The organism is Bacillus sp. V59.32b (assembly GCF_003429085.1).
In the GTDB taxonomy this organism is placed as follows: domain Bacteria; phylum Bacillota; class Bacilli; order Bacillales; family DSM-1321; genus Peribacillus.
Map to the genome: position 1 here is coordinate 1 of NZ_QVTC01000105.1, position 12,895 is coordinate 12,895.

Here is a 12,895-nt window from a genome sequence, read left to right on the forward strand (position 1 = left end):
CGCCTGGAGCGGAAATCAACGGATAATCAAAAGCTTAAACCACTTCTTTTGGTGAAGAATCATATGATTTTATATTTTTCTTTCTCTAATAATATTTAAGAAAATAAATGAACACAGCTCTTTTCTCATTTTTATGCGTTTACTTAGAAAATCTGATTTATGAATAAATTGAAAATCATGATTTTCACTTTATTACTTTACCAAACTAAAATATTATTATATACTAGCATAGTAATTTGAAAGGTAGGAATCTATGGATTAGAGAATAAGAAGTTATGTACCTTTATACTGTATCACCATTTTTTTCATGCTTATTCGATTACCTTGTATGAATAAATTTACCCGCATATCATATTACTGATATTTCAAATACTGCCGTGTCTTAACTAGGAAGTGAATGTTTTTCACACTACAATAATGAATTTTACGAACGATATAGAAAGGTAGATAATTAAATGAATAATAAAAAATGGGGATTGTGGATCCTAACAACCTTCGTTGTTGGAAATATGGTCGGCGGCGGTATTTTCATGCTGCCGGCAAATATGGCATTAAAATCAAGCCCACTCGGCTCGACGCTCGCATGGATCATTACCGGCTTTGGCGTATTTATGATTGCTTTGGTCTTTGGAAACTTGGCCGTGCGTAAGCCTGATTTAAAGGCGGGGCCGCAGAGCTACGCGCAGGCGCTGTTTTCATCACCTAAAACCGGACGAGCTGCCGGATACAGCATGGCATGGGGATATTGGGCGGCAAACTGGGCGGCGACTGCCTCAGTGATTATTACGTTTGCCGGCTATCTATCTACTTTCTTTCCAATTATGATTAGCACGAAGCCGATAATGAACATCGGATCTTTTACTTTAGAAATTGGAAAGCTTACTACATTTCTTATCTGTTCGATTATGCTATGGGGAATTCAAGCCATCCTTTCAAGAAGCTTTAACAGCGCCGGAAAGATGAATCTGATCGCAACCGTAACGAAAGTATTAGGCTTCACCTTGTTCATCGTTGTCACTGTTTTTATCTTTGATACTGCGAATTTAGGGAATGCCAAGGATTTTGTCGATGCAAAAGGACATGTGCGTTCTTTAGGAAGCCAGGTCAATGCCGCAGCTATCGCCACTCTCTGGGCATTCATTGGGATTGAATCGGCGGTCATGCTTTCCAATCGGGCTAAGTCCCAAAGTGATGTAAAAAAGGCAACCATTATCGGGCTCCTGATTTCGCTCGCCATTTATATCGGAATCACGTTACTGACAATGGGTGCTCTTCCACAGGAACAATTGAGGGAATCGCAAAGACCTTTAGTGGATGCGTTGGAATCTGTAGTGGGGACCAGCGGTATTTACATGATGGCGCTTCTTGCAGTCATTTCCCTGATTGGATCAACAATCGGCTGGATTGTCGTAAGTTCTGAAGTGCCATATCAGGCCGCGAAAGCAAATCTTTTCCCAGCGTTTTTTGGCAAAACAAATAAAAACGGCAGCCCTGTAAATTCACTAACGCTTACAAATTTGATGACACAAATTTTCTTATTCTCTACTATTTCAGGCACGGTAGCCGAAGCTTACGATTTTGTAATTGTCGTCGCCACCCTTGCCTATTTGATTCCATATCTTGTCTCTGCGATTTATCAGCTGAAGCTGGTCATCACCGGAGAAACATACGATACAATCAAAGGCTTCCGAAAGCTGGACGGGATTGTGACGATACTTGCTCTAATCTATTCCTTATGGGTAATCAAAACAGGTACGTCTGATATGACTACATTCCTGCTCGGTATCGGCTTGTTTGTAATAGGATTGTTGCTGTATCCATTTTTAATGAAAAAACGGACGAATTGATTCATAGAAGGAAGCATCTTAAGCAGATGCTTCCTTTTTTTCTTTCACATAGTACATACAAGACCAATCTTTTGAAAAACTTTAAAAAAGGAGTAAACTATTCATACATTGGATTACTCAAAGGAGCTTTCGTCATGCAACTCAGTGTTCTCGATCAATCACCTATTTCAAAAGGTTCAAATGCCCGCGTCGCCTTGCAGCAAACCCTGCAATTAGCGACTTCGGCAGAACAGCTTGGATATACGCGTTTCTGGCTGGCCGAGCACCATAATACAAATGGTTTAGCAAGCTCGTCTCCTGAAATTTTGATCTCTCATATCGCCTCCCACACTAGTAAAATCCGTGTTGGATCCGGTGGAGTCCTTCTGCCACAATACAGTCCCTATAAAGTCGCGGAAAACTTTAAAACACTGGAAGCCTTGTTTCCAGGCCGCATTGACCTCGGAATTGGCCGCTCACCAGGCGGAGCGACTGCAACCCGCTTGGCACTTACAGATTCGATAAGAAGAAGCATGAATGAGTTCCCACGCCAGCTAAGGGATTTACAGGGATTCTTATACGATTCTCTGCCGGTGGGTCATCCTTACGAGGAGGTAAAGGCTGCTCCTTTTTCCGATACCCAACCGGAAATGTGGCTGCTTGGAATATCCCATCGGGGCGCCCGCGTAGCAGCGGAAAACGGGACGGCATTTACGTATGGCCACTTTATTTCACCAAATGAAGGACGAAGGGCGGCAGAAGAATATTTCACAAAGTTCCAGCCATCCATCTCGCGCTCAGAGCCCGAAATGAACGTTTGCATCTTTGTTGTATGCGCGGAAACAGAAGAGGAAGCAGAGGAATTAGCTTGGAGTCAGGATATTTGGCTGTTGAACGTTGGCAAAGGCAGCGACACACAAATTCTCTCAGTGGATGAGGCAAAAAAGGTCATTCTTAGCGACGAGGACAAGCAAATCATCAGGAATAACCGGCGTAGGGCCATCATCGGCACTCCCGAAAAAGTGAAGCAAGAGCTTTTGTTGTTAAAAGAAATTTATAGAACCGACGAGTTTATGATCATTACAAATATTTACGACTTCCATGCTAAATTGCGATCATACGAATTATTGGCTAAAGAGTTTGACCTGTGAGCATCTTACTGCATAGCCGGATTCCCTGTCATAGAAAAATCTATCCATAGCCATTAGATAATAACTCTTAATAAGATGACCTGTTTATCGTCCGCTCTTAAATTTGGTCATCGCTCATATATCTGGGTCATCGCTCATATATCTGGGTCATCGCTCATATATTTGCATAACCGCTCATATATCTGGATCATCGCTCATATATTTGCACAATCGCTCATATATCTGGGTCATCGCTCATATATTTGCATAAACGCTCATATATCTGGATCATCGCTCATATATTTGCATAACCGCTCATATGTCTGGATCATCGCTCATATATTTGCATAACCGCTCATATATCTGGATCATCGCTCATATATCTGCATAACCGCTCATATATCTGGGTCATCGCTCATATATTTGCATAACCGCTCATATATCTGGATCATCGCTCATATATTTGAATAACCGCTCATATATCTGGGTCATCGCTCATATATTTGCATAAACGCTCATATATCTGGATCATCGCTCATATATTCAAAAAAAAGGCTAACTTTCTAAAAGAAAGTTAGCCTTTTTATTTAACTGCCCTTAATATGTGCAACGATACCTTCTTCATCGTCAAGGACCAGTTGAATACCTAGATAAGGATTCATATTGAGCACTTGGTCGAGCCATCCGCGAAGAGCTTCGATTAAATTTTGTGTGATCAGTACCTGTTTTCTGTCAGCAACATATACCTCTGCTGAAAAACCGTAATCATCATCATACATCAGTTCAACTTCAACCTCTTGAGGCTGGACTTGTTTTTTGTCTGCGATGTATTTACAGACCGCATTGATGACATCCTGTTCGGAAATGATTAGCGTTTCCAAGGATTATCATCCTGTTCTCTGCGCTTATTTTTCAGCATTCTGAAAATGCTGCGGGCAAGCGAGATAATCACAACGACAGCCAGTACATTGATCAGTAAACCAATAAATCCACCTAATGCACCCATGTTGCCTAATAATCCACCAAGGAGCATTCCGGCGATGCCGCCATACAAAATGCCACGCATTAAGCCACCACTTCTATTGAAAGTGCTGTTGTTATTGGGTGATTTTCTTGTGAAGGAATTAGATTCGGCTTTATTGTTCTGAGCCGGGCTTGATGGGTTGGTGTTAAAGCTTCTCTTTCCCGATTTATATGATTTTGCGCTTGCGACATTATCCGTCCCGTCAAACACAAAGCTTCCTACCGGAGTAAAAGCAATCGATAACGTAAGCATTGCTGTTAATAACTTCTTCATCATGATAGGTAATTCCTCCATTGTTTAATTTTCTTATAGAAAGGCATTAGCCGTTTCCTATATTATTATATACGAAATCAAAAGACAAAGGTTTCGTTTTCTTCACTAACATATTTAACCAGAAAATAAGACAAGGAAACATCCTTGCCTTATTTGCATGATATGATTCTATTAAATTCTTACCACGCGTCCGTTGAACTTGTCTCCCCAGTATCCGCTCGTCATGTTTACAATTGCAACACCTGTAGAGCTTTGGGAGCCAATGAATTTTCCGCCGCCGACATAGATGCCTACATGGCCATCTTTTTTATACGTATCAAAAAACACGAGATCTCCGGGCTGAATTTGGCTGTAGGAAATCTGGCTTCCTGAATTCTTAAGCGCATCAGTATGTGCCGGAAGCTTGATTCCTGCTTGGGAATAAGCCCAGGCAACAAATCCGGAACAGTCAAATCTTCCGTTCGCGATATCAGACGCTGTTCTTCCCCCGCCAAACACATACACGGAATTCCCGATATATTTATTTCCAGCTCTTACGGCAATAGATTTATTCCCTTTTCCTTTATAAGAGACAGTAGAAACAGGTTCCGCAACCATTTCATCCTGAAGTGAATTTTCAAGAGTGGCAAGGCTTCCGTCCTTATCCTGAAGATCAGCCTTTAAAGCAACAGCAAGCTGTTCCTGCTGATTAAGATCTTCCTTCATTGTTTTTGCCTGGCTTTCTTGCTCTTTGATTTGAGCCATCATGCCTTCTAGTTCTACTCTGGATTCATTCAAGCCAGCAAGCTTTTTTTCTACCGCTGCTTTTTTGGTTTTTAGTTCCTCTTTATCAGCTTCATGTTGTTCAAGAATCTCACGGTCCGCTTCCACAATAGTAGCTACGGCCCCTACACGGTCAACGAAGTTCCGGAAGCTTGAAGAACCAAGCAATACTTCAAGATAACTAACGTCTCCACCGCTCTCTTGGAAAGAAAGGGCACGCTCTTTCAGCACTTCATTACGTTTTAAAATCCTGTCTTCTATAATAGGTATTTCTTTTTTTAATTCATCAACCTCTGACTTTGTATCGGTGATTTGTTTTTTTGTGTCATCTATTTTTTGAGTATTATCTTTAATAGCTTGTTCGCTTCGTTTGATTTGCTCATTCAGGGCAGCTTGTTTCTCTTGTAGATAGGAAATCTCTTTATCGGCTCCTTTGATCTTTTCCTGGATTCCTGAACGTTCTTCCTGTACTTCAGCTTTATTAGCTTCTGCTTGTAAAGCCGGAAGAGCAAAAAAACTTCCCAATCCTAACACAATGGTTGTATTCAATGCAATCAACTTTTTTCTTAACACTTTTTATTCCCCTGCTTTCTTCCCAAGTCTGAACTCTGCATCTCTATCAATTGATCAAATACAGCAATTCGACAATGATTAATTTTTACTGACGGCAAACTATATAGTCTTTATGAGAATTCAAGTTGTATGATGCTATTAATCTTTCAAAACGTGTCTGTGTGACATAGATAATTTACAAATTACTAGTAAACCTACTTTGACACTAAGCGAAGTATATCATTTGATTTTTTCATTCTTGTAATAGGCTCGTTACATTTATATTTCGACTATTACAATAAACCGCAAGATTTTATTTTTTCAGTATTCTGTGTAAAATATACCCATAGAAAAAGTCAGCCCACAATTGTGAACTGACCCAGGTTTCCCCTATCTTGTTATTTACAAATCAGCATATTTTCTGCGTGATAATAAATAGTAGATGAACATGATACAGGCACTTACGAAAAACGAAGCCATCGGATTTACATCTACCACTTTGAAAATCGCCGGTATCGCACCCCCGACTGATTCTTCATCCGAAAAGAACCAGAAAAGAAACATGTTATTTGCAGCATGGGCTCCAATTGAAAGCTCCAGGCTGCTCATTTTCATAGCAATGAACGTCAGCATAAAACCTACAAATAAATAGTCAAGACCTACCCATACAGCGGACCGGTCCATTTCCGGATTAAAGAAATGAAGCGAACCGAAGATAAGCGCTATGATACTCGATAAAACAAAAGGATTGGTAGTCTTCTTTGCGAGCCATTGCAAAAGAAAACCCCTGAAAAATAGTTCCTCTACTGTGCTCTGAATCGGTACAGTAAAAAGCACGACAAGAAATAGAAAGAGAAATTCTTTCCAAGTAAAATCATTCAGTATGGTATCTCCTGGAACGATAATAAAATCAATAGCTTGAAAAACTGCTAACAATCCAAAAAATACCGAAAACCCCCAGAAAACTTGTTTCCAATTAATTTTAGGCTGTGAAGTAATCAGGGTCCTGAGCTTCCGTTTATGGATTACTCTGATAGAAAACCAAATTCCCAATAACCAAACTGCGTTCATCAAATTCGAATACAGCAAATCATTGGTAGGACTGACTCCGACAAATTCGTCAGTACCACTCTCCCAATAGGCTACCAGCGTGCCCCGATATGCCATTTCGATGATAGCACAAATGCCATAAACCAGACTTCCTAATATGATAGATACGATGATGACAAATAATGAAAGCAAATACCTTTTCCAGCTGTTTTTCCCCGGTAAATTTGTTAAGTAACTCAGGAAAATCCCCCTTATCTTGTTGCTATATCTAATTTAATTTTTAGTTCTAAACTTTGTTTGGTCTACTCAAATACCGAAATAACCTTCGAAGCGGAAACTTCGCCGCTAAAGAAATATCACTTGTTATATCTTCTATCTTAAGTATCGGCTTGTGAAAAAGTTCTTTAATAGGGTGTTTATTTTATGGAAAAACGGATTCATGCAATTGCTGGTAAGAAGAAAAATACGATTCGTCAGATTATATTATTGAATGGCGGTTAATATATGTAAACCAAAATTAAAATTTAGTTGACATTAATTTTATCATTCTATTATCCTTAGTTTATCAAATACTTTGAAAAGGAGCTTCAAAATGAACGGAAAATTAAGAACAATTGATTTAACATTAGTTGGGATGTTTGTAGCCTTGATGGCTATCGGCGCTAACATTACATCTTTCGCACCATTTATGGTGGTGGGCGGGGTTCCCATTACATTGCAAACCTTTTTTGCCATTTTGGCAGGGGCCATTCTCGGCAGCAGGCTTGGCGCAATTGCCATGATCGTATATGCTGCTGTAGGCCTAGTTGGAGCTCCGATTTTTGCACAATTTGGCGGCGGTGTTTCTATGATTATCAAACCGACATTTGGTTTTATCATTTCGTTTATCTTCACGGCGTACGCCGTCGGAAAAATCATCGAAAAGAATGATAGCATGCCTTCATATGTGTTTGCTTCTTTAATCGGAATGACCATTAATTATTTATTCGGTACAAACTGGATGTACTTTGCTTATGATCTATGGGCTGCTGCACCGGAAGGGTTTACATACAAATTGGCCTGGATGTGGATGATTCCTCCATTGCCAAAAGACATCATCCTGGCTGTTTGTGCCGGATTTATGGCGCTCCGCTTGGAAAGAACATTGTTATCTAAAAGCCAATTCAGAAATGTAAAACGAGCAGCTTAAATTAGAAGGGAGATAATAAAATGGGTGATTGGAAACAGCTCTCACTTAATGTATTAAATGGCTATGAATTGAATGATGACGAGGCATTATCGATCCTGAACTGTCCTGATGACGAACTTCTGGAACTGTTGCAGGGCGCCTATACCATTCGCCGCCATTACTACGGCAACAAAGTCAAACTTAACATGATCATCAATACAAAATCCGGCCTATGTCCGGAAAACTGCGGGTATTGCTCCCAATCCAGCGTCTCAACAGCCCCAATCGAAAAGTACCGAATGATGAACAAGGAATCGATTTTAAAAGGCGCCGAGCAGGCCCATAATCTCAATGTCGGCACCTATTGTATTGTTGCCAGTGGAAGGGGCCCAAGCAATAAAGAAATTGACACCGTCGTTTCGGCTGTAAAGGAAATTAAGGATAAATATAATCTCAAAATTTGCGCCTGCCTTGGCCTGATTAAGCCTGATCAAGCAACGAGATTAAGAGAAGCAGGCGTTGAGCGCTACAACCATAATATCAACACCTCAGAAAGCCATCATGAATCGATTACCACTTCTCATACGTACCAAGACAGGGTAGACACTGTGCAGCTTATTAAAGAAGCCGGCATTTCTCCTTGTTCCGGTGTTATTATCGGAATGAGAGAAACCATGCAAGATGTTATTGATATGGCCAGAAGCCTGAAAGCGCTGGATGCCGACTCAATTCCGGTTAATTTTTTGCACGCCATTGATGGAACTCCTCTTGAAGGAACCGATGAACTCAATCCGAGATACTGCCTGAAGGTCCTGTGCCTGATGCGTTTTATCAACCCGACAAAAGAAATTCGGATCTCAGGCGGCAGAGAAGTAAATTTACGGAGTTTGCAGCCGTTGGGTCTTTATCCTGCCAACTCCATATTTGTAGGTAATTACTTAACCACCGCCGGACAGGAAAGCACTGCAGACCATCGGATGCTTACGGATTTGGGGTTTGAGGTTGATACTGTAAATAATGAGGCCGATCCGGTATTTAGTTAATTTAAAAGGCCTTGTAGCTTATTCACTACAAGGCCGCAAAACAAATTATTATACATTTTTATTTAATTTCTGCAAGTTTTCTTCCTTTAACCGATTGTTTCTCAGCGACGCTTTCGTCCTGATTTTCTTCATTAGGTAGTTTCATGAATATCATTAAAATAGCGCTGATGAAGTACAAAATAGCGAATATCCACATGACGCCATCCACGCCGAGGCTTCCGATGAAGGCTCCAACGATCGCCGGAGCAATAAAATAAGCTAATCCCGCTCCTAAATTAACGACTGCCATGGCAGAGCCTTTCTGATCCGGCGCCATTGAGCTTACTAGAGCGGTAAGCGGCACGTAGCCTGTAAGAACGATTCCAAAGAATATTCCTACCAGCATCATCGCCCAGTAATTATAACCGAAGATTTGGGGAGTATAAAGCATGGCCAGTGTCATTACTCCGCAACCCACACTGCCGATCCACATGATCGTATTGCGCCAGCCCAGCCATCTATCACTGATGTACGGGATGACAAGATTGAATGCGATATTTGCCACCCACATCGTCCCCCAGATTTGCAGCCATTCCTCAGTGGTGTATCCGTATTCAGACGACAAATAAAGAGGAAAAAAGATAGGAAAAGCACCGATTCCGGTCGAGTTGATAATACGGACAATCCCGCCGATTGCGACTTTTGGTTTTTCAATACTTATCGTCAAGCCGCTTAGTAAACTCTTGAGCGTATTCTTCGCATTGCCTTTCGGGCTCTTGCTCATTTGGGTGTCTTTGACGACCAAAATACCAACTATTCCCCCGACTAATACCCAAACGATGGCACTCCACATTAATCCAATATACCCGATTTTTGGAATCATGTAGGCCGGAAAATAACTTCCTACAACATAGAGTCCGCCGCTCCATGCAGCCCAAAACAGGCCTACAGCCGTAGCCAGTCTCCGTTCAGGACTGCGATAAGTAACCCAAACTAAAAACGAATAGCAAAATAAAGGGTACCCAAGTCCACGAATTGCGTAAGTCGGCAACATAACTGCATAATTCAGATCTTTTAATCCATATTCTATAAAAAGAATTTGACCGATTAGCCAGGTGACCATACCTGCTAGCATAACTTTTCTCGGTCCCCACGCTTCCGTAAGAACTCCCGAAAAATATGAGGCAATGGCCAGCACCGCTCCGTATGCTGTGAAAAGTGTGGCTGACTGTTGAACGGTCAGCCCCTGTTCAATTAGATAGGGGGAAAGCCATCCGTGTTCAAGACCGTCACCTACCATAAATAGTAATGTAGCGACATAGCCCCAAATCAATGGTGCAGGAAGTCCGCCGATTGTTCGTTCTTTGCCTAAAACTGAGTTCAATATAATCACCTCAAAATCGTATGTTGTTCTTAATGGTGTCAGAAACATATCCTTATTACATCAGCTAGGACTCCCTAAAGTTTTCTACTAGGTTCTTGCATTAAGACAACTTCAAATGTCTTATGCCCACCACATTTCAGTTAGTTGCTCTTTGAAGAGTATCCCTTTTAATAGACTGATCGCTTTACTTAGCCCCTCATCAACCGAGGCAAGCATGTCCTCATGCTCGATGGAGACAACATAATCATATCCGACAGCACGCAGTGTACTTACGATGTCCTTCCACATTTTTTCGTCATGTCCATATCCGACTGATCTGAACGTCCATGAGCGGTCTAGAATATTGCTGTAGTGTTTCGTATCTAAGACACCGTTTACATTTATGTTAGCTTTGTCTAAATAAGTGTCCTTTGCATGGAAATGGAAGATTGCATTTTCGCGGCCAAGCTTTTTGATGGCTTCTACCGGATCAATACCTTGCCAGACCAGATGGCTTGGGTCAAAATTCGCTCCAATGCTTTCTCCGGCATGTTCTCTTAATTTCAGTAAGGTTTCCGGATTATAGACAACAAATCCGGGATGCATTTCAAATGCAATTTGGTTAATTCCATGCGATTCCGCAAATTTAGCTTCTTCTTTCCAGTAAGGAATGACTACATCGTTCCACTGCCAGTCCAGAATTTCCAAATATTCCGGTGGCCAAGAGCACGTTACCCAGTTTGGATATTTTGCATGTGGGTGATCGCCGGGAGCACCGGAAAACCCATTAATGACAGGAACTTCTAAACGTTCAGCTAATAAAACAGTTTTTCTCCATACTTCATGGGCATCATTCGCAATCTTTTTATTAGGGTGAAGAGGATTGCCATGGGCACTTAAACCGCTGATGGTCAAGCCTCTGTTTTCGATTGCCAGTTTAAAAGATTTTAGTTTCTCGGGACTTTCAAATAGTTCATCTGGATTACAATGGCTGTTTCCCGGATAATTACCCGTTCCCAGTTCAACAGCCTCAACGCCCATGCCTTTTAACTTATCAAGCATTTCTTCAAACGGAATGTTTTGGTATAAAGCGGTAAATACCCCTAGTTTCACTTCGATACCTCCACTTTCACCCATCTTTGCTGTTCATGGCTTTCGAGAACGGCATCGGTAATGCACATGGATAAATGTCCATCTTCAAAGGTGGCAAAATTAGCCTGATCACGCAGAGGGTCTTTTCCTTCACGAATGAATGTATAGAAATTAAGCATCATGTTTTTCAAGGCGTCCGGCCAGCCTTCGTTATGGCCTCCAGGATGGTGGATTGCTTGTCTTGCTTCGGGCAGGAATAATCCAGGGTCAGCTTGAAGAACTTCATTTGGTTTATCCCGGTGCCCGATCCAGAGCTTTGCCGGTTCTTCCTGGTTCCAGAAGGCGGAGGCTTGGCTGCCATTCACTTCAAAGCTAAGTCTGTTCTTTCTCCCTGCGCTTACCTGGGAAACAGTGAACACACCTCTTGTGCCGTCATCAAAGCGCACAAGGACTGATGCATAATCTTCTGTATTGATCGAAACGTCTTCGTAGCTTTCCTCTGCCGCTTTTTCATTGCCAAATGTAGAACCATTATGCTTAGGTTTTTTTCTTACCGGTATGACCGTTGCCAAATCGGCGAAAACTTCGACGATTCGTTTTCCGGTTACATATTGGATGGTATCGCACCAGTGCGATCCAATATCCGCAATAGCACGTGATTTGCCTCCCACTTCAGGAGCTAAACGCCAGTTAAAGTCTGTTTCGTACAATAACCAATCTTGTAAATAGCTGCCGTGAACGACATTTACTTTTCCTAACTGATCATTTCTAACCATAGCAGCCAATTGTTTCACTATAGGGAATTGACGATAATTAAAATTCACGCCATGTACAACTTTATGTTCTTTTGCGAGCGCTAACAATTCAGCTGATTCCACACTTGACATCGCCAAAGGTTTTTCTGATACTACATGCTTGCCGGCTAAAATAATATCTTTATTAATGGAAAAGTGAAGATGATTCGGCGTACAGTTATGGACCACCTGGATCTCAGGATCCTTTAACATCTCACGATAATCACCATACGCTTTCGGAATCCCGAGCTCAGCCGCTTTCTTTTCAGCCGACTCCTGACTGCTTTCCGCAAGTCCGATTACTTCCACAAATCCTAACCTTCTAATTGCCTCAATATGAGTTGGACCGATAAACCCTGTCCCGATAACTCCAACTTTTATTTTTTCCAAAATTGTTTTCCTCCTGTTCTATAAACTATGTTTACGACTTGAATACCATAGGTGGAATACATTGCCTTCAATAAAATGGTTCGGTTGCACGAACGATTTCACCTTTTTTAGAAAAGGCTACTCAAATGAGCAGCCTCTATAAAGTTTAAAAATAAATTCTTCTCTTATCGATTTTCTGCAGATTGATCAAGACTCACCCAAGTAGCTTTTTCGGCCGATTCAAGGATGGCATCACTTATTAACGCGATCTGGTATCCATCATTGAAGTTTGGTGATACTTCTGTATTTTCGACGATAGATTTAATGAAATCATGTGTTTCAATTATTTTTGTTTCTCCATAGCCGATTCCAAGTGCAGGGATTGGCCATAGTGCTTCCCCATACGGGTGAGCCGGGCCAGTATAAACGGTTCTGAAACCTTTCGCATCACTTGGATCATCAGAGAAGCT

At 41.4% G+C, this 12,895-nt stretch carries 11 protein-coding genes and 1 pseudogene; 4 read left to right on the forward strand and 8 right to left on the reverse strand.

Translation table 11 applies throughout. The features are described 5' to 3' along the window. Nucleotides 1-455 precede the first annotated feature (455 nt). Both D0463_RS18545 and D0463_RS18550 read left to right on the forward strand, forming a co-directional pair. The gene (locus D0463_RS18545; RefSeq protein ID WP_117308834.1) at nucleotides 456-1,847 is read left to right on the forward strand and encodes an amino acid permease; all 1,392 of its coding nucleotides are present in this window, start codon (nucleotides 456-458) and stop codon (nucleotides 1,845-1,847) included. A 134-nt stretch (nucleotides 1,848-1,981) separates the two neighbouring features. Beyond that, complete coding sequence (locus D0463_RS18550; protein ID WP_117308842.1) at nucleotides 1,982-2,977, forward strand: LLM class flavin-dependent oxidoreductase; 996 nt, start codon at nucleotides 1,982-1,984, stop codon at nucleotides 2,975-2,977. A 566-nt stretch (nucleotides 2,978-3,543) separates the two neighbouring features. On the opposite strand, the gene D0463_RS18555 is transcribed toward D0463_RS18550, so the two are convergent. From D0463_RS18555 to D0463_RS18570, 4 genes are all read right to left on the reverse strand, one after another. Continuing rightward, nucleotides 3,544-3,837, reverse strand: coding sequence for a YxcD family protein (locus tag D0463_RS18555; RefSeq protein WP_117308835.1), 294 nt, complete (start codon nucleotides 3,835-3,837; stop codon nucleotides 3,544-3,546). Then, nucleotides 3,825-4,256, reverse strand: coding sequence for a hypothetical protein (locus D0463_RS18560; RefSeq protein WP_367946594.1), 432 nt, complete (start codon nucleotides 4,254-4,256; stop codon nucleotides 3,825-3,827). The genes D0463_RS18555 and D0463_RS18560 overlap by 13 nt, the downstream gene beginning before the upstream one ends. A 168-nt stretch (nucleotides 4,257-4,424) precedes the next feature. Beyond that, on the reverse strand, nucleotides 4,425-5,588 hold the full coding sequence (locus D0463_RS18565; protein WP_117308836.1) for a coiled-coil domain-containing protein: 1,164 nt from the start codon (nucleotides 5,586-5,588) through the stop codon (nucleotides 4,425-4,427). A 381-nt stretch (nucleotides 5,589-5,969) separates the two neighbouring features. Beyond that, nucleotides 5,970-6,809 (reverse strand): CPBP family intramembrane glutamic endopeptidase, encoded by an 840-nt coding sequence (locus D0463_RS18570; RefSeq protein ID WP_254052859.1) that lies wholly within the window; start codon nucleotides 6,807-6,809, stop codon nucleotides 5,970-5,972. Between the two features lie 400 nt (nucleotides 6,810-7,209). Here D0463_RS18570 and D0463_RS18575 point away from each other — a divergent pair, with 400 nt between their 5' ends. After that, the gene (locus D0463_RS18575) at nucleotides 7,210-7,806 is read left to right on the forward strand and encodes a biotin transporter BioY (protein WP_117308838.1); all 597 of its coding nucleotides are present in this window, start codon (nucleotides 7,210-7,212) and stop codon (nucleotides 7,804-7,806) included. Nucleotides 7,807-7,826: 20 nt separating this feature from the next. Continuing rightward, nucleotides 7,827-8,828, forward strand: a complete 1,002-nt coding sequence (bioB, locus tag D0463_RS18580) for a biotin synthase BioB (protein WP_117308839.1) — start codon at nucleotides 7,827-7,829, stop codon at nucleotides 8,826-8,828. Between the two features lie 58 nt (nucleotides 8,829-8,886). Here the strand turns inward: bioB and D0463_RS18585 are convergent, their stop codons facing one another. From D0463_RS18585 to D0463_RS18600, 4 genes and pseudogenes are all read right to left on the reverse strand, one after another. After that, nucleotides 8,887-10,191 carry an MFS transporter gene (locus D0463_RS18585; protein WP_117308844.1) on the reverse strand — a complete coding sequence of 435 codons (1,305 nt, stop codon included), beginning with the start codon at nucleotides 10,189-10,191 and terminating at the stop codon, nucleotides 8,887-8,889. 120 nt (nucleotides 10,192-10,311) lie between these two features. After that, nucleotides 10,312-11,283, reverse strand: a complete 972-nt coding sequence (locus D0463_RS18590; RefSeq protein WP_117308840.1) for a sugar phosphate isomerase/epimerase family protein — start codon at nucleotides 11,281-11,283, stop codon at nucleotides 10,312-10,314. Next, nucleotides 11,280-12,446, reverse strand: a complete 1,167-nt coding sequence (locus D0463_RS18595) for a Gfo/Idh/MocA family protein (RefSeq protein WP_117308841.1) — start codon at nucleotides 12,444-12,446, stop codon at nucleotides 11,280-11,282. Before D0463_RS18595 ends, D0463_RS18590 begins: the two co-directional genes overlap by 4 nt. Before the next feature lie 164 nt (nucleotides 12,447-12,610). Continuing rightward, a pseudogene (locus D0463_RS18600) lies at nucleotides 12,611-12,895 on the reverse strand (Gfo/Idh/MocA family protein); the annotation flags it as partial.